General features: G+C 37.6%; 19 protein-coding genes. 11 read left to right on the forward strand and 8 right to left on the reverse strand.

Annotation, left to right across the window (positions count from 1 at the left end):
* The first annotated feature begins 556 nt into the window (after nucleotides 1-556).
* On the forward strand, nucleotides 557-925 hold the full coding sequence (locus IM793_RS19800) for a hypothetical protein (protein WP_193424340.1): 369 nt from the start codon (nucleotides 557-559) through the stop codon (nucleotides 923-925).
* A gap of 36 nt (nucleotides 926-961) precedes the next feature.
* Here the strand turns inward: IM793_RS19800 and IM793_RS19805 are convergent, their stop codons facing one another.
* On the reverse strand, nucleotides 962-3,157 hold the full coding sequence (locus IM793_RS19805) for a radical SAM protein (protein ID WP_193424342.1): 2,196 nt from the start codon (nucleotides 3,155-3,157) through the stop codon (nucleotides 962-964).
* 248 nt (nucleotides 3,158-3,405) lie between these two features.
* On the opposite strand from IM793_RS19805, the gene IM793_RS19810 reads away from it, so the two are divergent.
* Complete coding sequence (locus IM793_RS19810) at nucleotides 3,406-4,122, forward strand: hypothetical protein (RefSeq protein WP_193424344.1); 717 nt, start codon at nucleotides 3,406-3,408, stop codon at nucleotides 4,120-4,122.
* 356 nt (nucleotides 4,123-4,478) lie between these two features.
* Here the strand turns inward: IM793_RS19810 and IM793_RS19815 are convergent, their stop codons facing one another.
* Nucleotides 4,479-5,669 carry an NAD(P)/FAD-dependent oxidoreductase gene (locus IM793_RS19815; RefSeq protein ID WP_193424346.1) on the reverse strand — a complete coding sequence of 397 codons (1,191 nt, stop codon included), beginning with the start codon at nucleotides 5,667-5,669 and terminating at the stop codon, nucleotides 4,479-4,481.
* Between the two features lie 54 nt (nucleotides 5,670-5,723).
* Between IM793_RS19815 and IM793_RS19820 the strand changes: the two genes are divergently transcribed.
* A complete protein-coding gene (locus tag IM793_RS19820; RefSeq protein WP_193424348.1) occupies nucleotides 5,724-6,863 on the forward strand; it encodes a 5-(carboxyamino)imidazole ribonucleotide synthase in 1,140 nt (379 codons plus the stop codon).
* A gap of 84 nt (nucleotides 6,864-6,947) precedes the next feature.
* Complete coding sequence (gene purE, locus IM793_RS19825) at nucleotides 6,948-7,448, forward strand: 5-(carboxyamino)imidazole ribonucleotide mutase (protein WP_132397306.1); 501 nt, start codon at nucleotides 6,948-6,950, stop codon at nucleotides 7,446-7,448.
* Between the two features lie 138 nt (nucleotides 7,449-7,586).
* On the opposite strand, the gene IM793_RS19830 is transcribed toward purE, so the two are convergent.
* Nucleotides 7,587-8,150 (reverse strand): YqgE/AlgH family protein, encoded by a 564-nt coding sequence (locus IM793_RS19830; RefSeq protein WP_193424350.1) that lies wholly within the window; start codon nucleotides 8,148-8,150, stop codon nucleotides 7,587-7,589.
* A 46-nt stretch (nucleotides 8,151-8,196) separates the two neighbouring features.
* Here IM793_RS19830 and pdxH point away from each other — a divergent pair, with 46 nt between their 5' ends.
* The 4 genes from pdxH to IM793_RS19850 all read left to right on the forward strand — a co-directional run bounded on the left by pdxH (nucleotide 8,197) and on the right by IM793_RS19850 (nucleotide 12,649).
* A complete protein-coding gene (pdxH, locus tag IM793_RS19835; protein WP_193424352.1) occupies nucleotides 8,197-8,847 on the forward strand; it encodes a pyridoxamine 5'-phosphate oxidase in 651 nt (216 codons plus the stop codon).
* 99 nt (nucleotides 8,848-8,946) lie between these two features.
* Complete coding sequence (locus tag IM793_RS19840; RefSeq protein ID WP_132397312.1) at nucleotides 8,947-9,840, forward strand: 3-hydroxyacyl-CoA dehydrogenase family protein; 894 nt, start codon at nucleotides 8,947-8,949, stop codon at nucleotides 9,838-9,840.
* 31 nt (nucleotides 9,841-9,871) lie between these two features.
* Entirely contained in the window at nucleotides 9,872-10,894 is a 1,023-nt protein-coding gene (gene ruvB, locus IM793_RS19845; RefSeq protein WP_121283333.1) for a Holliday junction branch migration DNA helicase RuvB, read from the forward strand.
* A 246-nt stretch (nucleotides 10,895-11,140) separates the two neighbouring features.
* Nucleotides 11,141-12,649: a bifunctional GNAT family N-acetyltransferase/carbon-nitrogen hydrolase family protein gene (locus IM793_RS19850; protein ID WP_193424354.1), complete on the forward strand. Its 1,509-nt coding sequence runs from the start codon at nucleotides 11,141-11,143 to the stop codon at nucleotides 12,647-12,649.
* Nucleotides 12,650-12,712: 63 nt separating this feature from the next.
* Here IM793_RS19850 and IM793_RS19855 read toward each other — a convergent pair whose 3' ends face one another.
* Complete coding sequence (locus IM793_RS19855) at nucleotides 12,713-12,919, reverse strand: hypothetical protein (RefSeq protein ID WP_132397318.1); 207 nt, start codon at nucleotides 12,917-12,919, stop codon at nucleotides 12,713-12,715.
* A gap of 134 nt (nucleotides 12,920-13,053) precedes the next feature.
* Here IM793_RS19855 and queG point away from each other — a divergent pair, with 134 nt between their 5' ends.
* The gene (queG, locus tag IM793_RS19860) at nucleotides 13,054-13,992 is read left to right on the forward strand and encodes a tRNA epoxyqueuosine(34) reductase QueG (RefSeq protein WP_193424403.1); all 939 of its coding nucleotides are present in this window, start codon (nucleotides 13,054-13,056) and stop codon (nucleotides 13,990-13,992) included.
* Here queG and IM793_RS19865 read toward each other — a convergent pair.
* The 4 genes from IM793_RS19865 to IM793_RS19880 all read right to left on the reverse strand — a co-directional run bounded on the left by IM793_RS19865 (nucleotide 13,989) and on the right by IM793_RS19880 (nucleotide 19,476).
* Entirely contained in the window at nucleotides 13,989-15,674 is a 1,686-nt protein-coding gene (locus IM793_RS19865; protein WP_193424357.1) for an alpha/beta hydrolase-fold protein, read from the reverse strand. The two genes, queG and IM793_RS19865, sit on opposite strands and share 4 nt — an antisense overlap.
* A 69-nt stretch (nucleotides 15,675-15,743) precedes the next feature.
* Complete coding sequence (locus IM793_RS19870; RefSeq protein ID WP_193424359.1) at nucleotides 15,744-16,568, reverse strand: helix-turn-helix domain-containing protein; 825 nt, start codon at nucleotides 16,566-16,568, stop codon at nucleotides 15,744-15,746.
* A 38-nt stretch (nucleotides 16,569-16,606) separates the two neighbouring features.
* Complete coding sequence (locus IM793_RS19875; RefSeq protein ID WP_193424361.1) at nucleotides 16,607-18,466, reverse strand: M1 family metallopeptidase; 1,860 nt, start codon at nucleotides 18,464-18,466, stop codon at nucleotides 16,607-16,609.
* 56 nt (nucleotides 18,467-18,522) lie between these two features.
* On the reverse strand, nucleotides 18,523-19,476 hold the full coding sequence (locus IM793_RS19880) for an exonuclease domain-containing protein (RefSeq protein WP_193424363.1): 954 nt from the start codon (nucleotides 19,474-19,476) through the stop codon (nucleotides 18,523-18,525).
* A gap of 182 nt (nucleotides 19,477-19,658) precedes the next feature.
* Between IM793_RS19880 and IM793_RS19885 the strand changes: the two genes are divergently transcribed.
* Together IM793_RS19885 and IM793_RS19890 are read left to right on the forward strand one after the other, a co-directional pair.
* A complete protein-coding gene (locus tag IM793_RS19885; RefSeq protein ID WP_193424365.1) occupies nucleotides 19,659-21,632 on the forward strand; it encodes a DUF3857 domain-containing protein in 1,974 nt (657 codons plus the stop codon).
* Nucleotides 21,633-23,540 carry a transglutaminase family protein gene (locus tag IM793_RS19890; protein WP_193424367.1) on the forward strand — a complete coding sequence of 636 codons (1,908 nt, stop codon included), beginning with the start codon at nucleotides 21,633-21,635 and terminating at the stop codon, nucleotides 23,538-23,540.
* The last annotated feature ends 24 nt before the right edge of the window (nucleotides 23,541-23,564 follow it).

Below are 23,564 nucleotides of genomic sequence, written 5' to 3' on the forward strand. Positions count from 1 at the left end.
ACAACTAAGGTACATATAAGCTTTAAATGATCTTCTATTCCTTATATGGTCAAAAATAATACAACAGATTATTAGCTGTAATGAGAGATATTGTATTAATATTATTTTCTTACAGGTTCAGGTTTCGAATGCACAACACTTAAAGTATCAATTAGAAGAGAAGTGATTGAAATTAACAGACTATCTAGCAAAAAAATCGAAATAGATTGGGTATTAAAAGGTTCGAAAAAACAATTAATTTAGAATACATTAGATAGATGAAACCAAACAAACTTTACACCTCCGCTTCAGTTATATTCTTACTATTAAGCATACTGGTTTTCTCTTACAGTGGTTACTACATCCTGGGCATCCAAACTGTAAATTTATTCCTCGTTTTGATTGCAATGGCTTATATCACTTCATTTATAGCCTTGATAAAAAATAGAAAATCCATTATTTCCTGGTTATTGCTGATCATAAATTCGATTATACTCATCTGCATCATCTATTTCCTCACGCATTTCAAAATGAAGATCTGATTTTTGTTATTCACATTAAATCTTACTTTTATATTATGAATTCCAAAGAAATCATCATTTATTTAATCATTCCTTTAATTGGAATTATATCTTACATACTCCTGGCAAAAAAAATAAAACAGGAAAAATCAGAAAGTTTTCTTCTCATAGAATTTCTTATGATTTTTGCTAATTATGGTGGGCTGATTCAAATAGTCTTTATTTTCTTTCTGTTACAATGGTCAGCAGTTTTCTATTTGTTTTACTTTTATTTAGCACTTATTGCACCAATTATTATGGGATTTATAGCTTATAGACGAAGAAATTATAAAACACCATCCATTTTCGACCAATGGGCGTATATGTGCGCAGGATTATATTTTGTTTTTGCACCAATCATTTTTGCTGTTTTATATTTTGCATAATAACCTAAATAAATGATCACGATCATCATCTTTTAATTACAGCACTAAAAGCCCGTATTCCCTTAAAGTATTTATGGGTTTCGAATACCAGAAAAGTTCAAAGTTTTCCAATTCTGTCTCAAAATCGGTCTTAATTTCCTGAAAAGTATATACTTTTTCATTAGAGATCGAAATTTTATTCAAGATAGCAGTTAACCACTCTCCTTCTTTTTTATTGGTTTGAACGATAAAAGTTTCCTTTTTATCGTGGAAGGTAAGAGAGGCCATTTCCCAGGTATTTCCTTTTTTCGATTTTGTAAAATAATCAGCCGAGGGCTTTCCTCCTATCCACACTACTTTTGCAGTAGGTTTCGTATTAAAATGATCATCATCATTCAAAGCCTTTTCTATAAAATCTGCTGGAATTTTTGTCCTCGGGATTTTAAAATCGAACCAATCCTGCAGCTCATAATCAAAACAGATGCCATGCATAAAATTGAAGAGCGATTTCTTTAATCCATAGCTGAATTTATTGTGATCAATCCCTGTTTTATCCGTATAATTGATATCATTATTGGCAAAACTCCCAATCACTTCTGTATCTTTTACCACCCCGAATTTTTCCGGATACATCCCCACCGGACTATGTGCCGTCATGGCAAACTGGTGCCAAAAACCCGATTGTAGTATGCCTACTTCAAATAATTGACGTACCATTTCTAAACTATCAACCGTTTCTTGTATAGTTTGCGTAGGATAACCATACATTAAATAAGCATGAACCATAATTCCTGCTTCGGTAAAGTTACGGGTAACCTTAGCTACTTGTTCTACGGTTACACCTTTATCAATCAGTTTTAACAAACGATCGGATGCCACTTCCAATCCACCTGAAACAGCAATACAACCGGAAGCTTTGAGCAACAAACATAAATCCTGACTAAAACTTTTCTCAAAGCGGATATTCGTCCACCAGGTAACCGCTAATTTCCTTCTGATAATTTCCAGAGCTACTTCACGCATCAGTGCGGGTGGTGCTGCCTCATCTACAAAATGAAACCCATTCTGTCCGGTTTTAGCATATAAATCCTCAATGCGATCCACAATCAACTTAGCGGCTACAGGCTCGTAAACTTTAATGTAATCCAGTGAAATATCGCAAAACGTACATTTACCCCAATAACAGCCATGGGCCATAGTAAGCTTGTTCCACCTTCCATCACTCCACATGCGGTGCATGGGGTTAACAATTTCAATTACCGAAATATATTTGTCTAAAAGCAGGCCTGTATAATCTGGTGTACCTACATCAGCTTGTTTATAATCGTTTCTGAAAGCATCATTACGGTAAACTACTTTACCATTTTCAAGAAGAAAAGTTCTTTTATAAAAGTGGGCTTCAGCTGGGATGGGGTGCGCAATGTTATGGTACAACAATTCGATTGGCAGCTCGCCATCATCCAATGTAATGTAATCAAAAAACTCAAAAACCCGTACATCTGACAACGACCTTAATTCGGTATTTGGGAAACCGCCGCCCATAGAAATTTTGATTTCAGGATGATTGGCTTTTATCCATTGCGCACAGCGGAAAGCACTGTATAAATTGCCTGGAAAAGGAACAGAAATCAAAAATAATTTAGGCTGTACCGTTTCTATTTTCTCTTTTAAAACCGAAACCAGGATCTGATCGATGTAAGTAGGTTCTTTTAATAAAGCATTATATAATTCATCAAAAGAATTCGCACTTCTGCCTAAACGTTCGGCATAACGGCTAAAGCCAAAATTTTCGTCGATGCACTCTACAATATAATCAGATATGTCTTCTAGATAAAGTGTGGCCAGATGTTTTGCTTTATCCTGCGTACCCATCGCCCCAAAGGCCCAGTCTAATTCTTCTAGAGCAGCAAACCGTGAAGCCTGCGGCAAAAAATCATCACTACAGATCTGTAAAGCCAAGGTTGGGTTTTTGCCCTGAAGAAAGGCAATTACTGCATCAATGGTTTTTAAATATTCATCCTGTAAAGCAAAAATGCGTTTAGCATTGTCGCTTTTAGGTTTTTGATTGTCTACCCTAAATAAATCTTGTAGTCCTTTTTTAGAAAACAATTCCAAAATTACTTCAATTCCTAAGTCGGCCTGTGTTGCGCTGATATTTTTGGTGTTCAGAAAACCTTTTATATACGCCGTTGCTGGATACGGGGTATTCAGTTGGGTAAACGGCGGCGTAATGGCAAATATTTCGGTTTTCAAAAGGAATTGTTTTTTCTGCAAAAGTACAGGATTTTTCATACAGTCGTCACCCTGAATTTATTTCAGGGTCTATTTTTAAAAAAGATGCCGACCCCTAAGTAGCTATCCGACCTTTAAAAACAAAATAACAGCTCATAAAAAAATCCGATGGCTACCGGATCAGCATGACGAGTCGCGGGATATGATCCAATTAAACTAAAAGCCCAATTAACACGTTTTATCCTTACATCAACACCTTTTCTATCTGAATGAAAGTTTTTTGTCTTTACATCCTGATGCTCTTCGCGCAACTCAGCTTTGCGCAAAAAACATTTATGTTCCCCAAAATTAAAACACAAGGATCTTCTGTTGAACAGTTTACGCCTGCCGACTGGACAGTTATCGACCAGGCTTACGGCGATTTAAACAACGATGGTTTAGCCGATTTAGCAGTAATTTTAGAGTATGATAAAGCAATTGATGAAACCCGGGTTTATGGCGATAACAGCAGCGCGATTATAAAGGAAACACAGAAACCGAGGATTTTGGCCTTATTTTTTAAAGACAAATCATCAGGAAATTATTATTTATCTACACAGAACAATGATTTTATCTTACGCTCGGAAGAAGGTGGTAAACTGGGCGACCCATTGCAAAAGATTGCGATTAAAGACCAGCAACTTTATCTCCGTTTCCAGGGAGGATCAGAGTGGCGCTGGGAATTAGGTTATACTTTTAAATTCGAAAACAAAGATTGGTTTTTAACCAGCGCCATCAATCTTTACTTTAACCAAAATACTGGAGATATGACTGAAAGGGTTTACGATTTTAAAACACGCGAATTATTTACCACTGTTGGTAATTTGCATAGAAGGGATATTGCCAATAAGAAAACCAGCGAAGTATTGTATTTTTCTCAACTGAGAACATTTAAGACTTTCAAAAAGCCATGGGCTTGGGAAATTATACCAAATGTTTATTTGTAGCGGAGCAAACCTCGCAGGTTTTGAAAACCTGCGAGGTTTATTTTAGTTCACCCCTAACAACCACTGTTTTAGGTTAAATAAACCTGATAAAGTGGAAAGCCCGAAGCGAGGAACTCGTGAGGATTTGGAACGATAGCAGGGCTGCAAATCCGAAGTATTACAGCCGCTCATTTCCAAAATAATATTGACCACCTTAGCCACCTGAGGACATCTAAGTAGCGCGACTTACAAAGCTATCAGGTTCTATTCGGGGTATTTCTGGTTTCATCTACCTCATTGAAAGCTACGCCGTTTAAAAACACGAGAGGCTGGATAGCCCCTGATCCCGATGAAAAATCGGAACAGGGTGACGGATATTATAAATTCTGCGCAATTACGAAGCCACTGGCCCAGGCCCATTGAAAGTTATAACCACCCAGCCAACCTGTAACATCTAAACATTCACCACCAAAAAACAGGTTGGGTATTCTTTTACATTCCAGGGTTTTAGAAGAGATTTCATTCGTATCTATCCCACCGCGCATCACCTCGGCTTTGTCGTAACCTTTATCGCCAGCGGGTTTAACCTTAAAATGATGGATCGTTTGTTCAATTAAATCGAGTTCTGTTTTGGTTAATGCAGCAACAGGCTTATTTAAAGGCAAAAACTTACCTAAGGCATCGGTAAACTTCTTAGTATAAATCCGGTTTAACAGCGTAGATAATAAAGTTTTACCATTGTTTTTTCTTTCTTCATCCAATAGTGCAACAATATGTTGATGCAGCAACAGATTAAGGTTAACCGTTTCACCTCTTCTCCAAAAAGAAGAGATTTGCAAAATAGCAGGTCCACTTAATCCCCAATGGGTAAAGAGGATATTCTCTTCGAACGAAATTTCATCGTTGCTAACTTCGCAAAAAACAGAATTGCCCGAAAGCTGGGCAAACCACTCTTCATCCTTACCAGTAATGGTTAAGGGAACCAAAGCCGGAGCAGTTTCAATTATTTTTAGATCATTTTTTCTGGCGAAACGTAAAGCAAAATCGGTAGCGCCCATTTTTGGGATAGGCAAGCCTCCGGTGGCAACCACCAGCTTTTCAGCGCTAATGATTACCGTTCTACCATTTTTCTCGTAAGTTACTTTAAAGCCTTCAGGCAGTATTTCAATGTCCTTTACATCGGCATTACACCTGATTTCTTGTCCGAAATCTTCGCAAATGGAAGTAAAAACCTGAACAACATCTTTCGCATTTTTATCATCAGGAAATAATTGACCCAAAGTTTTTTCTTTGCCTGCTATGCCATAAGTCTCGAAAAAGCCAATGGTATCGTCAACCGTCCACTGGGTAAAGGCCGATTTTACAAAATGTGGATTGGCAGATATAAACTGCTCAGCTGATGTGAATTGATTGGTATAATTGCAGCGGCCGCCACCAGAAATTAAAATTTTGGCCCCAGGTTTTTCGTTTTTCTCAAGCACAATTACTTTCTTACCCAAATAGCCTGCCTGCACGGCACACATCAATCCGCAGGCACCTGCACCAATAATTATTGCATCAGCATTCATCAATAAAATTTATTATGGTTACTTTTGCACAAAAGTAGCATTATTTTCAAGCGCATGGCAAAACAGATTAGCGAATTAAAATTAGGTATTTTAGGTGGCGGACAATTGGGTAGAATGCTCATTCAACAAGCAATCAATTATAATGTAACTACATTAGTTTTAGACCCGGATCCTGATGCTCCCTGCAAACACATTTCAAATTATTTCGAAAATGGCTCAATTACCGATTTTGACACCGTTTACAACTTTGGAAAGAAAGCTGATATTATTACCATTGAAATTGAAAAGGTAAATATTGATGCGCTTGAGCAATTGGAAAAAGAAGGTAAAAAGGTGTTTCCGCAATCAAGGGTGATCCGCTTAATCCAGGATAAAGGCGTACAGAAACAGTTTTTTAAGGAAAACGATATTCCAACTTCTCCTTTCCAGATTGTGAATACGAAGGAAGATATGGAAAACAGTAGCATCCCTTTTCCATACATTTTAAAGCTTCGAAAAGACGGCTATGATGGTAAAGGCGTAATGAAAATCAACAATGCCACCGACCTTGAGAATGCTTTTGATGCGCCCTGTATTATTGAAAAACTGGTCGATTTTGAAAAAGAAGTAGCCGTAATTGTGGCACGTAATGCCAATGGCGATATGAAAACTTTCCCAATGGTTGAGATGGAATTTAATCCTGAAGCCAATTTAGTGGAGTTTCTGATTTCACCATCAACTTTTGGCGAAACCCTGCAGCAAAAAGCCGAAAACATAGCTAAAAATATAGCTTCGGCAATGAATATTACAGGAATTTTAGCGGTTGAGATGTTTGTTTGCAAAGATGGAGAGTTATTAGTTAATGAGGTAGCACCTCGTCCGCACAATAGCGGCCATCAGACTATTGAAGGTAACTATGTTTCTCAATTCGAACAGCATTTACGCTCAATTTACAATTTACCATTAGGCGATACCAGCAGCATTACCAATGCCATTATGATTAATTTACTTGGCGAAAAAGGTTTTGAAGGTGTAGCCAGATATGAAAATCTGGAAAAAATATTAGCCATCGATGGTATTTACGTTCACTTATATGGCAAAAAATACACTAAACCATTCCGCAAGATGGGCCATGTCACCATTGTAGATATTGACAGGGAAAAAGCAATTGAAAAAGCAAGGTTTGTACAAAAAACATTGAAGGTAATTGCATAAGCTCCTAGTCCCTGAAAGGGGAACTAATAGCGAGCTGGAAATACAAAATTTTAAAAGAAGTTAAAAAAAGAAATATAAATAGATATGAGTCAAGGAAATTCAAATTCGGCATTAGTAGGAATCATCATGGGTAGCAAATCAGATTTACCTGTAATGCAAGATGCTGCTGATGTATTAAAAGAATTTGGAATAAACTACGAGATCACGGTTGTTTCTGCACATAGAACACCAGAACGCATGTTTAATTACGCTAAAGAAGCACAAGGCCGTGGCTTAAAAGTAATTATTGCAGGTGCTGGCGGTGCTGCTCACCTACCTGGGATGGTGGCTTCTATCACTACTTTACCCGTAATCGGTGTTCCGGTTAAATCATCAAACTCTATTGATGGCTGGGATAGTATTTTATCAATCTTACAGATGCCGAATGGTATTCCGGTTGCCACAGTAGCTTTAAATGCAGCTAAAAACGCAGGTTTATTGGCTACGCAGATCTTAGCTACCGCTGATGAATCTTTAACGGTTAAAATGCAGGCTTATAAAGATGAATTAAGAAGAAAAGTTGAAGAAAGCGCAGAAACAATGTAATAAAGTACTAAGACAAATTCTTAAAAAGAGGCGTCATTCCCGCGCAGGCGGGAATCTTAAAGCTTATTGCATTACGATTCCCAATCAAGTTGGGAATGACGCTCCGCCTATGCTTGTCTAGAAAATCAACGCTCCAAACTAATTCAAACTAGGATCTACCGGAAAATTACTGATATGCGCGTATTTCGGGCCTAGGTTTACAATTACATCCCGCCAAAGTTTTTCATCGTCGTTACTAAAAATAAGATCAGCGTTAAAAGTGTCGCTCACCATCCAGGCATTCTGCTCTATTTCACGATCAAGTTGTCCATGATCCCAACCTGAATACCCCATGAAAAACTTCACCTCCTCCTGGCTTATGGCATTGGTATTTAACAGGATTTTAAGGGTTTCAAAATTACCTCCCCAATACAATCCATTCCCAATTGGCTCCCCACTCTGTAATTTATCGTAACACCTATGAATAAAATGCAAAGTATCTGCAGCAACAGGTCCGCCGAAATAAATGTAATTTTTTGCATCCCATAAGTCCTGAATTACGTCGTTCAACATCAGATTCCCTACCTGGTTAAGAATGTAACCTACTGTTCCATCATCACCATGTTCGGTTAACAACACAACGGATCTTTTAAAATTCGGATCGGCCATAAATGGTTCTGAGATGAGCAAGCGGCCAGTTTTTGGTTTTATATTGTTCAGCATGATGATAATCATTTGTTACACCGTAAAAGATGCCTATTTTTGTTAAATGCAAGTTACAAATGAATTTCTACAAAACCTGCGCCAAGATTACAAAAGCGCTTCGCTGGACGAATCTGACGTTGACCAAGATCCGATTGTCCAGTTTCAAAAATGGTTTCAACACGCAGTTGATGCCCAGATATATGAGCCTAATGTAATGACTTTAGCTACGGCTGATAAAGCTGGCCGGCCAGATGCCCGTGTTGTGCTGTTAAAAGGGGTTGATGGAGACGGTTTTAGGTTTTTTACCAATTACCTGAGTGCCAAAGGAAAAGAACTAAAACGCAATCCTTATGCAGCTTTGGTGTTTTTCTGGCCGGAGCTTGAAAGACAGGTGAGAATTGAAGGAACAGTAGAAAAATTGGATAAAGAAACATCGGAAGCCTATTTCAACACCAGACCGATTGCCAGTCAGATTGGAGCGGTAGTTTCACCACAAAGCCAGATTATTCCGGACAGGACATTTTTGGAAGAAAAAGTTGAAGAGCTTAAAGCTAAAAGTTCCGATAAAAGCATTGCGAAACCGGCACACTGGGGAGGTTATATTGTAAAACCGACAAGAATAGAGTTTTGGCAAGGAAGAAGAAGCAGGTTACACGATAGGATAAATTTCGAAAAGGCTAATGGAATCTGGACTAAAACCAGGTTAGCACCATAAGGTTGTTTATAAAAATCAAAATAGATCGGCTTTACAGCAAGATCTTTATTTCAACTAATCGTTTACTCGTAAATTCTCTTTTTTCTAATCTCATAAAGGATGAAACAAATTGCAGTTATAGGATCTGGCACCATGGGAAATGGCATCGCTCATACCTTTGCACAGTTCAATTATAAGGTCAATCTGATTGATATCAATCAAACTGCATTGGATAAGGCTATACAAACCATTACCAAAAATTTAGACAGGCAGGTTGCCAAAGGAACCTTAACAGAAGATGATAAGGCATCCACGCTGAATAACATCTCTACCTACACTTCAATAAAAGATGGCGTTCAAAGTTCCGATTTAATTGTAGAAGCTGCGACCGAAAATGTAGACTTAAAATTGAAAATTTTTAAGGATTTAGATGAGTATGCGCCCGCACATGCTATTCTCGCTTCCAATACTTCCTCTATTTCCATTACACAAATTGCTGCCGTAACTGGAAGAGGTGATCAGGTAATCGGAATGCACTTTATGAACCCTGTTCCGGTAATGAAGTTAGTAGAAGTAATAAGAGGTTATGCCACCAGTGATGAAACAACCAGTACCATTATGTCGTTATCGCAAAGTTTGGGAAAGATTCCTGTTGAGGTAAATGATTATCCGGGTTTTGTGGCTAACCGCATTTTAATGCCCATGATTAATGAGGCCATTTACACCCTGTACGAAGGCGTAGCTGGTGTGTATGAGATTGATACCGTAATGAAATTAGGGATGGCTCATCCAATGGGTCCATTGCAATTGGCCGATTTCATCGGTTTGGACGTCTGTTTGGCTATTTTAAAAGTATTGAACGATGGTTTTGGTAATCCAAAATACGCTCCATGCCCTTTACTGGTAAATATGGTTGCCGCAGGTAAAAAAGGAGCCAAAAGCGGCGAAGGCTTTTATCAATATATCGCGGGATCAAAAGAACTAGTCATTTCTGATAAATTTAAAAAATCCTAATTTTTTTAGCATTTAATTTTATATTTGCCGTATGAATGAGAACCTGGATCCTGAAGCAAGCAACCTTACCCCTACCGATCGCGATATTGAAAGGGTTTTGAGGCCACAGGCTTTTGAAGATTTTACGGGGCAGGAAAAAGTGATGGAAAACCTGAAGATTTTTGTTCAGGCGGCGAAACTCCGTGGTGAGGCTTTAGATCATGTTCTTTTGCATGGTCCTCCCGGATTAGGCAAAACCACTCTTTCTCATATCATTGCCAATGAAATGGCTACCGGTATCAAAGTAACCTCTGGTCCGGTATTGGATAAACCTGGCGACCTCGCTGGTTTATTAACTGGCCTTGATGAAGGCGATATCCTTTTTATTGATGAGATCCATCGTTTATCTCCTCTTGTGGAAGAATACCTGTATTCTGCCATGGAAGATTTTAAAATTGATATTATGCTCGAAACTGGTCCGAATGCCCGTTCGGTACAGATATCGCTTAATCCTTTTACGTTGGTTGGCGCCACTACGCGTTCGGGCCTGCTAACTGCGCCTTTAAGAGCCCGTTTCGGAATTAATGCCCGTTTGGCTTACTACGATGCTAAGTTACTCACTACAATTGTGCTACGCTCTTCTGATATATTAAAAACACCTATAAGTGACGAAGGTGCCTATGAAATTGCCCGCCGTAGCCGTGGTACGCCCCGTATAGCAAATGCACTTTTACGAAGAACAAGAGATTTTGCGCAGATTAAGGGAAATGGAAATATCGATACCGAAATAGCCCGCTATGCCTTAAATGCACTAAATGTGGATGAACATGGCTTAGATGAGATGGATAACAGGATTCTGGTTACCATTATCGACAAATTTAAGGGTGGTCCGGTAGGTTTAAAAACCATTGCGACAGCCGTTGGAGAAGATGAAGGTACTATTGAGGAGGTTTATGAACCGTTTTTAATCCAGGAAGGATATATCATGCGTACTTCACGTGGCAGAGAGGTTACCGAAGCGGCTTATAAACATTTAAAGAAGAACTATCCAGGCCAAACCGGGAAGTTGTTTTAGTGTGGTAAGTTTATACTTAGTCGTCATTTCGACTGAAGCGCAGCGGAATGGAGAAATCTTTGAATTTGCACTAAACCTGGCTTAAAGATTTCTCCACTGCGGTCGAAATGACGATTTATCTTAAATATCGATTTACACGGCTCACCATGCTCCTCTTCAGTTCGCGATGACGATCTGCGGAAAAAAAATAAAATCCTTCTGAACATTTAAGCCCCTTTGGTGTTCATAAAATACAAATCAAACATTATGAATATTGAATTACGTAAACTAACGCTCGAAGATTACGAAGATCTTAAAGAATCAATGCTACAAGCCTACGACAGTATGGGTGGTTCCATCTGGCCGAAATCGAGTATTGCGAAACTTTTAAATATTTTCCCTGAAGGACAGCTCTGTATCGCAGTTGATGATACAGTTGTGGCCTGTTCATTGGCTATTATAGTAGAATACGACGAATATGGCGATCGGCACACCTATAAATTAATCACAGGTGATTATTCTTTTACAACACACGATCCAAATGGCGATACCCTGTACGGCATCGAAATTTTCGTTCACCCCGATTACCGGGGCCTGCGTTTAGGCAGAAGATTATACGAAGCCAGGAAAGAACTCTGTGAAAGCCTTAACCTCAAAAGCATTATTGCCGGCGGAAGAATTCCTGGTTACCATGAGTATGCAGAGCAGTTAAGCCCGAGACAATATATAGATAAGGTAAAGGCAAAAGAGATCTACGATCCTACATTAACTTTTCAGATTTCGAATGATTTTCACGTCAGAAAAGTATTAAAGAATTATCTACCAGGGGATAAAGAATCAAAAGAATATGCCACCTTAATTGAGTGGAATAATATTTATTACCAGGGTATTGATGCCTCGGCTCGTTCGGCGATGACCATTCGATTAGGTTTAGTACAATGGGAAATGCGTTTGTTCCCAAATATGGAAGCATTTTACGAACAGGTAGAATTTTTTGTTGATGCTTTGAGCGGTTACAAATCAGATTTTGTGATGTTCCCCGAGCTGTTTAATACGCCCCTGCTGCAACCATACAATCACTTACCAGAAATTGAGGCGATGCGCAAGCTTGCCGAAAAAACGAAAGAGATTGTACAAAAAATGCATGAATATTCATTGAGCTACAATACAAACATCATTACCGGGAGTATGCCGCTTATTGAGGATGGTAAACTATATAATGCTACTTACCTTTGTCACCGTACTGGCAAAATAGATGAGTATAGAAAAATCCACATCACACCAAATGAGCAAAAATATTACGGCATGATTGGTGGCGATAAGGTGCAGGTTTTTGATACTGATTGTGGTAAAGTAGGCATTTTGATTTGTTATGATGTAGAATTCCCTGAATTAAGCCGCATTTATGCCGAGCAGGGCATGCAGATTTTATTTGTACCATTTTTAACCGATACACAGAACGGTTATACCCGTGTTCGCCACTGCGCGCAGGCAAGGGCAATAGAAAACGAATGTTACGTTGCCATTGCAGGTTGTGTAGGTAATTTACCGAAGGTGAATAATATGGATATTCAGTTTGCTCAATCAGCAGTTTTTACTCCGTCCGATTTCGCCTTTCCAACCAACGCGATTAAAGCAGAGGCAACGCCAAATACCGAAATGGTGCTGGTAGTAGACGTTGACTTACATTTGTTAGATGAACTACATCATTACGGAACGGTAAAAGTGCTAAAAGACAGGCGGAAAGATCTTTACCAGGTTAAACTTTTAAAATAATTACAATATAAAAAATGCCGGTCAAATTAATGTACCGGCATTTCATTTTTAATCTAAAGCTAATTATTTTCTCATCACAAACCAGATAATTAGTCCAATGATAACCGCTATCGGCAATACCCATTTCAGGGCTTGTCCTGCGCCGTTTTCATCTTTCTCGGTAACCGCGGGTTTTGCCGGTCCCGGATCTTCTTTATGACTTTCGTAATCTTTTTCAATCGGTTTAGGAGCTGCTCCTGATTCCGTATGTTGTGGATCTATATTTTCCATAGCTAATGCTTTAAGCTCTCCTGTATAGTGTTACACCAATCAGGGCGAACCATAATTAATTAATTTAGTTTCTGTAGCTAGAACAAGTGATTAATGAAAATGTTTTAATTCCTAAGCCTTATCTTTGCAGACCGGTGTATAACAATTATGCGAAATATAGCCAATTGATCAAAGATGAAGCCCTGCGTTTGGGTTTTATGGCCTGTGGTATTTCCAAAGCTGAATTTCTTGAAGAGGAAGCACCCAGACTCGAAAACTGGCTCAACCAGAACCGTCATGGAGAAATGAAATACATGGAAAATTATTTCGATAAACGCCTTGATCCCAGGTTACTGGTTGATGGCGCTAAATCTGTAATTTCCTTGTCGCTAAATTATTATACCGAAGAAAAACAATCTGATCCCAATGCGCCAAAAATTTCTAAGTATGCTTACGGACAGGATTACCACACCGTAATCAAAGAAAAATTAAAAGAACTGACTTATTTTATAGAAGAAAATATTGGAGAAGTTTCTGGAAGAGCATTTGTTGATTCTGCCCCGGTTTTAGACCGTGCCTGGGCAAAAAAATCGGGAATTGGCTGGATTGGTAAAAATTCTAACCTGATCAGTAAAACCGATGGTTCTTTTTTCTTCCTTGCTGAATTGATTGTTGATCTGGAATTGGGTTACGATCATCCATACCAGGCCGATTACTGTGGAAGCTGCACCCGATGTTTAGATGCATGCCCTACTGATGCCATTATTGCACCACAGGTTGTAGATGGAACGAAATGCATCTCCTACCTCACCATTGAGCTCAAAAATGAGATCCCAAATGAGTTTAAAGATAAAATGAGCAACTGGATGTTTGGCTGCGATATCTGTCAGGATGTTTGCCCATGGAACCGTTTCTCTAAAGCACACAATGAAGAAGCCTTTAAGCCTGAGAATGGCTTACTGGATTTGAACGCAAAAGACCTGACCGAAATTACAGATGATGTTTTTAGAAAGGTTTTTAAAGGCTCGGCAGTTAAACGCACCAAATTTACCGGACTAAAAAGAAATATCAATTTTCTGAAACCAGAAAATTAGTTTGATATTAAAAGTTCTATCTGATCAATCCAAACTGCCTTACGATCGTAAGTTTTATTAAAATTATCCAGTATAATTTTTTTATCATAAACAGCCATTTTTTCAATCCGTTTAATTCCATTTATAAAAACAGATACCGGTTTACTTACATCAATCATTTCTGGTGATAGAAAGATGGTCAGCGATTTAACCCGTGATGTTTCTATATGAAATTCATTATTGCTAAAAGTAGCCCTGACTGCAGCCGATTTTCTTGGAAAGTTAAATGCTTTAAATAATGTATCGGTTGTAATAACTGTATCTTTTGATTGATCATAGTCAACCATTTTATATATATCGAAATTTATTCTTTTATGCCAGTCTTCCTCTTTATTGGCCGTATCCAATGCAGTAATCTGGATCCAATCTGTTTTACCATATTTCACATCATCGCATTCCCAATAAATGGATTTTTGAAATGGATTTCTGCTTCTGCTTTTTAAATCCTTAAATAATAACTGGTAAGCAGGCTCAGATTCATCAAATTGCGGAAACCAGTGAGGCCACCCGTTATATCGGTGATCCTGATAATCTGCCCCCATTTTTTTCATTATTACATTTAAAGAATCATTTGCATCTGGTGGAAAGTAGTAATCTTCATCCGTAGACACATTAAAAAACGATCTGTTTAAAATATTGCGCACAAATGTACCTCCGGTTCTAACTCTTGGCTGCGTATTAAATCCATAAAAGCCGGCAAACGGACTTTGTTGCTTCATTAAATAAGAAAAAGAACCTGTTGCTCCATTTGAATGCCCGGTGATAAAAACTTTATCATCATCTACATTGATAGATTTTTTAATTTCCCTTAGCATTGCTGGTACCATGAAGAAACCATCATCAGGTTTCATCCAGTTAAATTTCTTTGAACCTTTTGGATAAACCATTATTACCTCATTTACAGCAGCGTATTTAGTATAATATCTGTTCCAGCCATCCATAACCCAGGATGCATTTTGAAAACTCGAAAGGCTATTACCACTTACCGCTCCATGAAGAAAAAACAATACAGGGTAGCTTTTTTTAGGATTATAGCGTGATGGTAAACTAACATAATATGAGGTAATTAAACTATCTGTCACTTTAAATTCTATGGAATAACCAATGTCCTTTTTTGCCTGATAGGCATTGAACGATTTAATCTCCTGATATACTTGTTTGCCATTCTTAGCTTTAAAATAAGTATCCTGTTTTAAGGGGCCAGCCTGGAATTCGTCCTGCCGATCGTGCAGCTTTTTAAAAAAAGTCGCCTTCATCTTTTGAGCTTTCGCCAATACGACCGGCCATCTGCCATCATTAAAAAGATTTTTATATTCATTTTGAGGATATTCAAAAGTTAAATAATCCCATGTAGTTCTTTCATCATTATTGAGCGCCAGTAAATGATTTAGATATTCGATTGCATCATTATTATCTTTAAGTTCTGAAGCTAAAACAGATGCTTTATAAAGAGACTGGTCGCCTACCTCTTTTGGAAATAGTATAAATGCCTTTTTATATAAGTTAAGAGATTTCCTGTAATCTACAGTATCCTTTGCATCCCACATCAGGTTTAATGCACTATCAGTTAACTTGGTATAGGTTTGGGCATTTAGTTTTAAAACAATACTTAAAAACAAAAACAGGATCACAATTTTCTTCATGACTATTGATTTAGATCCTCAAATTTAAGAGAGAATTGGATGCCATAATTGTAAAATTGGGACATTTGGCTAACTGCTAAACTTCCAGAAGGTATCTTCTTTACCGATAATCTTTCCATCATTAAAAAACTTGGCCGGCGCAACACCTGTGAGCAATTTGCAGGCTTTAATAAAATGAGATTGATCGGTATAGTTTGCCCGATGAGAAAGATCAGATAGATTCTGATCACTGTTACTACTTAACTTATTCGACATTAATTCTCTAAAACGTACAATCGACCTGTATTTCTGTGGACTGATATTAAGATATTTATGAAATAGCCGGTTTAAATGTTTTCTGCTGATGCCGAGTTTATTTTCAGCAATCGAATCAATTGAAATATCATTAACATTATCGCGAAATAAATCTAATGCTTTTTCAATGTATAAGTTCTCAACTTTAGCATATCGCTTAATAAGCAGATGATCAACTAAAGTAACAAGTTTTTCAATATTACTTGTTCCAAATAACTGCTTAATTTCTTCCTCCTCAAAAAACGAAAAATTTTCATCGAATGCCAATAATGATGAACCATTTAAAAATTGATTAATTCCAAAGGGGTTAAAAACAATGGCTATTTTACAAACAGCTCCAGTTTGCGTAACCTTTAATGGCCGTTCTCTGATTGGGGTATAAATTTGAAGAGGTTTCGACTCAATATTAAATTCTAAAGTGGCATGGTCTGGTTCGTATTTAAAACGATGACTGCTGTATAATGAGATGGTATTGTTATAATGAGGGTAGCAGATATACTCGTTTTCTTCATGTTGATCATCGGTGATGTGCAGATAATAATAACTTACATATTTCCTTATTAGTTCACTTTCTGGCTTAAAGGTTTCGAATATGTGCATTAAACAAGCTCATTAAATATCAATTCACTGTACCCTTTTTAATTCACCGAAAAGCTGTTATCACTTTTAACCTTATCAGGTGTGTGCGGGTTCCCCATCACTACTTTAGATAACTTTTTATTAGTTGTTATATTTATTTTCACCTGTCGATCACCTTTTTCCCATACCCCAATAGTACTGTGATTTTTTTCTTTGGTACCGTCTTCAAAGGTTAGCATTAAATCAATAGGCAAAGGCTTAACACTTTTATTTTCAACACTTACTGTATATCCACCTGAAGTTTTATCTACGGCTTTAATGGCCATATCAGTCACACCATCTTCAAAAAACCAGGCTTTCCAAAACCAGTTTAAATTTTTACCACTGCCCTCGTTTATACTGTTAAAGAAATCGTATGGCATTGGGTGTTTGCCATTCCAGTTTTGAATATAAGTATGTAAAGCCTTAGTAAACAATTCATCTCCCAGATAATCTTTAACGTACAAGTAAGCTAAACCAGGTTTAGGATAGGAGTTAGTAAAAGAGCCTGATCCTTTTAAATCAGGTGTTAAGGTCATAATTGGCGTATCGTCTTTTCCACCAGAAGATGAAGCGGTAGGCTGCACACCATATTCATCTACAATGGTAGCATCAATCATTGGTGATATTAGCCACTCACCGATAGTTGCCCAGCCCTCATCCATCCAGCCATATTTAGTTTCATTTATGCCCATATAAAAAGGAAACATGGTATGGAAAATTTCATGATCGGTTAAGGTAATGGCATCTGTACGATTATCAACCGGATTATCATTTACCATCATTGGATATTCCATCTGGTCTAAACCATCAAATATCGTTTCATGGTTATAAGGGAAAGGCCATTTTGGAAAAGTGTAGCTCATCGATTCTACCGTTTTACGGGCGAAATCAATCACTTCATAATAATCTTTATGTTTCGGGTTAAAAACAGCATCTACACGTGTTCTTCTTTTCGTTTTAGGATCAACCACTAAACTGCTCGATTTCCATAAGTAATGATCACTCAAAGCAAATACAAAATCGGTTACATTTTTGGCTTCAAACTTAAAAGTGTTATAAGCATTAGGTTGCGTTACTTTTTTATCGGCTAAATCTTTATCGGTAATCACATCAATTACACCATCGTTCTTTTCAGCAACTAACATTCTCGAAACAATATCTTTCTGGAAAACTTCCGAAGGGTTTTTCAGATCTCCTGTTGCCCAAACACCGTAACCTCCCGGTACCGTAATTGAAGCATTAAACTGGTCGAAATCATTGTAAAATTCTTCTGCGCCTGTGTAAGGAAATTTATTCCAACCATCAACATCATCGTAAACTGCTATCCGCGGAAAAAAGTAGGCTACAAAATGAGAATCCTCATCTATTTGACCTGTACGCACATGTGACCCCTTATTTAAAGTATAGCTGTAATCGATAGAAAAGCTAATGGTTTTGCCTGGCACAACTGCAGGAACGTTAACGGTCATATTTGTTCCATCAATTTTAAAATCGGTGATTGATTTTCCGTTCGCAACCATTTTTTCTATCGCAACCCCATTACCGAGATCAGACTCTGCCAGGTTTGATTTTCTTGGTGTCCCTTTTTTGTACAGATTTGGATAAAGTTTAAACCAGATTTCTTTCAAAGTATCAGGACTGTTATTGGTGTAAGTTACCTGAACCTTACCCTTTAATAACCTGCTGCCAGGATTAAAGTCTACATTCAAATCGTACTTTGAAGTATTTTGCCAATAATGCTTACCGGGTTTCCCATTCGCATTTCTGGTTTCCCTTTGATAGGTTTTCTGAAATACGGGTGCTATCGGTAAAGTAGTCTGCGCGCTGGCGTAAAATGCTACACACAATAAAAGGCTAAATATTTTTATAGATTTCATTTTTTTAGCTTAGGGCTTGGCGCAATGCGCATGGCGTTTAACAATTATCCAGTCTGCTACTTACCAAATTTCATCTTCAATTGTTCCAACATATCCGTATCGATCGGCTTTGCAGGTTTTTCTGGCTTCGGCTGAGGTTTCTGCTGATATTGAGGTTTATTGGCAGGTGCGTTATTTTGAGGTCGCGCTGCTTTGTTCTCGTTTTTCTTCGCATTGAACTTTGCCCACTCCTCATCTAATTTCTTTTTTGTATACAAGGGGAAATCGCCATTTTTCATCCAGGCATAATAGCTGGGTTCAACCGAAAATACCTGAGCAGTGGTTTTACCTTTGTGTTTACCAAAGTTAAAACATACCTCATCATTATCATTGTAAACCAACCGGCCAGCAAAATCTACAGGTTTATTAATGTTGGTGAAGATATGTAATGCATCGATGTCGTTTACAACCGGAATACTTTTTACGCCCTGTTTGCTTTCGAACTCGGTTTCCTTGTACATTTCTAATTGTCCAAGTAAAACTTTATAGGTTGCTATAACATCTGCTTCTGCAGCATGCGCATTAATTAAATCTTCCTGACAATAGAATTTATAAGCCGCTTTTAAGGTACGTTGCTCCATCTGATGGAAGATATTCTGTACATCAACAAACTTGCGGTTGTTCATATCAAAATCCACCTCAGCTCTTAAAAATTCTTCTAAAAGCATAGGGATATCAAATTTGTTTGAATTGTATCCTGCCAGATCACTTTCTCCAATAAATTCAGCAATTTCTGCAGCTAAAGTTTTAAAGGTAGGCTCGTTCGCAATATCTTCATCATAAATACCGTGTATTAATGAAGTTTGCAAAGGAATTGGCATTTCCGGATTTACGCGCCAGGTTTTAACAAGTTCAGAACCATCTGGCATGGCTTTTAAAATCGCTATTTCAACGATCCTGTCAGCTCCAACATTAACTCCAGTAGCTTCTAAATCAAAAAATGCTAAAGGGCGCTTTAAATTTAATTTCATTTCTTATGATGTGAGATTTGCGACATTAGATTTGAATCGGAATGTCAAATTCTTTTTTTCAAAAATGCTAAAAAGGTTTCATTAGTTCTGTAAAACAGCTTTATTAATTATAAATTTAATTTTCAAATTATTTTAGAATGTTACTTTGTAGGGTTAAATTGCGACAATTTATACACGCTCAAATGAATAAAATATTCCCCATACTATTCCTCCTGTCTTTATCGTTAACCACTCATGCTCAAAGCTTTAACTTCGGAGCAATCAGCTATGATGATTACGAATTCGACAGAAAAAAATTAGACAGTAATGCGAATGCGATTGTTTTAAAAGAATTTGGTACCGCATCAATTCAATGGGACGACATTACAGGCAGTTTAGAGTTGATTTTTGAACAGCATGTAAAAATCAAAATCTACAATAAAGAAGGCTTTAAAGAAGCTAATATTGTTATTCCAACCTATAAAGATGAATCCCGCGAAGAGACGATCAGTGATTTAAAAGCTTCTACCTTTAATTATGTAGACAATAATTTTGTTGAAACCATTATGGACAGGAAGGCCATTTTCACAGAAAACCGTTCAAAATACACCAGACTGACCAAGTTTACCCTTCCGAACCTCAAAGAAGGCTCAATAATTGAATATAGTTACAGGTTAAAATCGCCCAACTTATTTAATTTCAGAACATGGGAGTTTCAAGGCGACATTCCAAAGGTGATTAGCGAGTATTTGGTTTATATTCCAGGGATTTACAACTATAACGTTTCTTTACGCGGATTTCAAAAACTGACTGATCAAAAATCAGAATTGAGCAAAGAATGTTTAAGGCTTTCAGGCGTTGCTATCGATTGCTCAAAAATTACCTACGTGATGAAAAATATTCCGGCATTTATTGAGGAAGATAACATGACTGCTCCGAGTAACTTCAAATCGGCCATCTACTTCGAGCTTTCTGATGTTCAGAATTTAAATGGTAGTAAAACGTCCTATACCAAAACGTGGAAAGATATTGATTATGAGCTGTCATCCTATAAAACACTGGGCGACCAGATGAAAAGGAAAGACGTTTTTAAAGAGCTCATTCCAGAAATCACAAAAGGAACTACTACCGATTTGGATAAAGCAAAAGCCATTTATAATTACATTAAAAAACAGATCAAGTGGAATAATTATTACGGAAAGTACGCAGAAGATAACATCAAAAAGGCATTAGAAAACAGATCGGGTAACGTAGCAGATGTTAACCTGAGCTTAATTGCAGCACTTTCTGCAGCTGGTTTAGATGCAGAGGCTGTTATCCTTTCTACCCGTGATAATGGAACAGTAAACAAGCTTTACCCGGTTATGAGTGATTTTAATTACCTGGTAGCCAAAGTAAATATTGCCGATAAAAGTTATTTATTGGATGCTACAGAGCCACTGTTACCCTTCGGGTTATTACCGTTGCGGTGTATTAACGATCAAGGCAGAGTAATCAACTTAAAAAAACCATCTTACTGGATCGATTTAATGGCGAGCCAGAAAGCAACTACCAGTTATATCCTTACGGGAAAAATGACTACCGATGGAAAAATTATTGGTACTTTAACCACCCATACAATGGGTTATGCGGCATATAGCAAACGTAAAGACATTCTGCGTTACAGTTCTCCGGATGAATATGTAGAGAAACTGGATGAACGGTTAACCCGAATTAAGATCCTGGATCATCAAATTTCGAACCTGGATAGTGTAGAAAATTCTTTGGTAGAGAAATACGAGGTAGAATTTACCATAAACGATGGCACCAATAAAGATCAGTTTTATTTCAGTCCATTTTTTATCAATACCATTTCAAAAAATCCGTTTAATTTAAATGAACGAACCTACCCCGTTGATCTAGGTGCAGCATCTGATGAACGGATTATCATCAATGTGCTTTTACCAGAAAAATATCAATTGCTGGAAAAACCAAAAGATATGGCCATAGCATTACCTAATGCTGGCGGAAGGTATTTATTGCAAACGGGTTTAGATGAAAACACCATTTCGATGAGTCAGATTTTACAGTTTAACAATGCTATCTATCAGCCTGAAGAATATCTTTTCTTAAAGGAATTCTATAGCAAAATCATCCAGAACCAGAAAACAGAATTTTTATTAAAAAAGGCGAATTAAATGAGATTCCTATTCACCACGTTTTCCTTCCTTTTAGTTTCTGTAATAAGCTTTGCTCAAGACAATTATGATGTTGATCTAATTTCATTGAACCTCCGTAACCGCGCCAATGCCTGTATCCGCAATGAGGAAATAACTGTCGATATGCGCTCACCTGATAACGTAATGCTCAATGTAAAAAAAGCCATTACAGTTTTTAACCAAAATGGAGAGGATGAAGCCCGTTTAGCCATCTATTACGATAAAAATATTTCGATTAAAAGTATAAAGGGAGAAATTTACAATAGCGTTGGCAAACTCACCAACAAGTTTTCTCAGAATGATTTTGCTGACATGAGTGCGGCCGATGGGTTCTCCTTATTTGTTGATAGCCGTGTAAAACACTACCTGCCGTTAGTAAACCAATATCCTTATACCCTGGTTTACAATTATGAAATTAGAAATAAGCAAAATCTGATTATTCCTGATTGGAATCCTAAACCAGCAGATGATGTTTCAGTGGAAAAAAGTACCTATACTTTTATTTGTAAGCCGACAGACCAAGTAAGAATTAAAACCAATAATTATAGCGGAACACCAGAAGTTTTAACTGATGAGAAGCAGAAAAAAACAATTTGGAAAGTAAATAATATCCTGGCCGTTAAAACTGAACCCTATAGCCCGGCACACGAAACCTATGCAACCAATATCCAGATTGCGCCGCAAACGTTTTATTATTACAACCATAAAGGCAGTTATACCAACTGGAAAGAGCTGGGTAAATGGATTTACGACGATTTGTTAGCAGAACGCAAAGCCCTGCCACCTGCTACCATTGAAATGGTAAAAGATCTGGTAAAAAATGAAAAAACGGACAAAGATAAGGCGCGTAAAATCTATCAGTATTTACAAGATAAAACCAGGTATATCAGCGTACAGATTGGTATCGGTGGTTTTCAACCCATTGCAGCAAGTGAAGTAGACCGTTTGGGCTATGGCGATTGTAAAGCTTTGGTAAATTACATGCAAAGCCTGCTCAGTGCGGCAAACATAGATTCTTATTACTGTGTAGTATCAGCTGGTTCCGAAAAGAAAAGTATGGACCCAACATACGCCAGTATGGTGCAAGGCAATCATATCATCCTATGTATGCCATTAAAGGGTGATACCACCTGGTTAGAATGCACCAGCCAAAAAATCCCCTTCGGCTTTTTAAGCGATTTTACTGATGATCGATTGGTACTGGCCTGTACTGCCGATGGGGGCAAACTATTGCATACGCCAAAATTAACAACCGCAGAGAATCTGCAGATCCGTAGGGCTGACTTAACGGTTCAGTTAGACGGCAGTATATCGGGAAAAATGAATACTGTTTATTCGGGTTCACAATATGAAAATCAGGAATCTTTAATTGGGAAATCGATAACCGAACAGCATAAATTATTAAAAGAAGCCTATAACATTGATAATATCGATTTCGAGGCAGTTTCCCTTGCGCAGAAAAAAGATATATCGCCGAAATTAACAGAGGAAGTAAGCATTAATATCAGAAATTACGCTCCGGTGAATGGGAATAAGATGTTTTTACAGCTCAATGCTTTTAACGTAAAACGATCAATCCCTGAAATAAAGAACAGAACTCTACCCGTTTACATTAACCGCGGTTATACAGATGAAGATACCATTGTTTATACCTTGCCAGATAATGTAATTAAGGAATTGATTATTGGACAAGACAAAACTTTTAAAAGCCCTTTCGGGGAATATGTATGTAAGACTGGCCTAGAAGGCAACAAACTAACCTATTACCGGAAATTTATACTCAACGATGGCACATTTGCCGCAGCGCAGTATAATGAGTTTTCAAAATTCATTAATGAAGTAAATGCTGCTGATTATTTAAAATTAGCACTCAGCTTAAAAAAATAGGCTGAGATATACCTGTAACAAATC

Origin of the sequence: Pedobacter sp. MR2016-19 (genome assembly GCF_014947265.1) — a bacterium.
Classification (GTDB): domain Bacteria; phylum Bacteroidota; class Bacteroidia; order Sphingobacteriales; family Sphingobacteriaceae; genus Pedobacter.

Excerpts from the sequence above, each read along its gene's own strand:
- IM793_RS19820 (WP_193424348.1), top strand. The coding sequence starts at position 5,724 with ATGGCAAAACAGATTAGCGAATTAAAATTAGGTATTTTAGGTGGCGGA.
- IM793_RS19810 (WP_193424344.1), top strand. The coding sequence starts at position 3,406 with ATGAAAGTTTTTTGTCTTTACATCCTGATGCTCTTCGCGCAACTCAGC.
- IM793_RS19870 (WP_193424359.1), bottom strand. The coding sequence starts at position 16,568 with ATGCACATATTCGAAACCTTTAAGCCAGAAAGTGAACTAATAAGGAAA.
- IM793_RS19800 (WP_193424340.1), top strand. The coding sequence starts at position 557 with ATGAATTCCAAAGAAATCATCATTTATTTAATCATTCCTTTAATTGGA.
- IM793_RS19880 (WP_193424363.1), bottom strand. The coding sequence starts at position 19,476 with ATGAAATTAAATTTAAAGCGCCCTTTAGCATTTTTTGATTTAGAAGCT.
- IM793_RS19855 (WP_132397318.1), bottom strand. The coding sequence starts at position 12,919 with ATGGAAAATATAGATCCACAACATACGGAATCAGGAGCAGCTCCTAAA.
- IM793_RS19865 (WP_193424357.1), bottom strand. The coding sequence starts at position 15,674 with ATGAAGAAAATTGTGATCCTGTTTTTGTTTTTAAGTATTGTTTTAAAA.
- IM793_RS19890 (WP_193424367.1), top strand. The coding sequence starts at position 21,633 with ATGAGATTCCTATTCACCACGTTTTCCTTCCTTTTAGTTTCTGTAATA.
- IM793_RS19850 (WP_193424354.1), top strand. The coding sequence starts at position 11,141 with ATGAATATTGAATTACGTAAACTAACGCTCGAAGATTACGAAGATCTT.
- pdxH (WP_193424352.1), top strand. The coding sequence starts at position 8,197 with ATGCAAGTTACAAATGAATTTCTACAAAACCTGCGCCAAGATTACAAA.
- IM793_RS19875 (WP_193424361.1), bottom strand. The coding sequence starts at position 18,466 with ATGAAATCTATAAAAATATTTAGCCTTTTATTGTGTGTAGCATTTTAC.
- IM793_RS19840 (WP_132397312.1), top strand. The coding sequence starts at position 8,947 with ATGAAACAAATTGCAGTTATAGGATCTGGCACCATGGGAAATGGCATC.
- IM793_RS19815 (WP_193424346.1), bottom strand. The coding sequence starts at position 5,669 with ATGAATGCTGATGCAATAATTATTGGTGCAGGTGCCTGCGGATTGATG.
- purE (WP_132397306.1), top strand. The coding sequence starts at position 6,948 with ATGAGTCAAGGAAATTCAAATTCGGCATTAGTAGGAATCATCATGGGT.
- IM793_RS19885 (WP_193424365.1), top strand. The coding sequence starts at position 19,659 with ATGAATAAAATATTCCCCATACTATTCCTCCTGTCTTTATCGTTAACC.
- ruvB (WP_121283333.1), top strand. The coding sequence starts at position 9,872 with ATGAATGAGAACCTGGATCCTGAAGCAAGCAACCTTACCCCTACCGAT.
- IM793_RS19830 (WP_193424350.1), bottom strand. The coding sequence starts at position 8,150 with ATGCTGAACAATATAAAACCAAAAACTGGCCGCTTGCTCATCTCAGAA.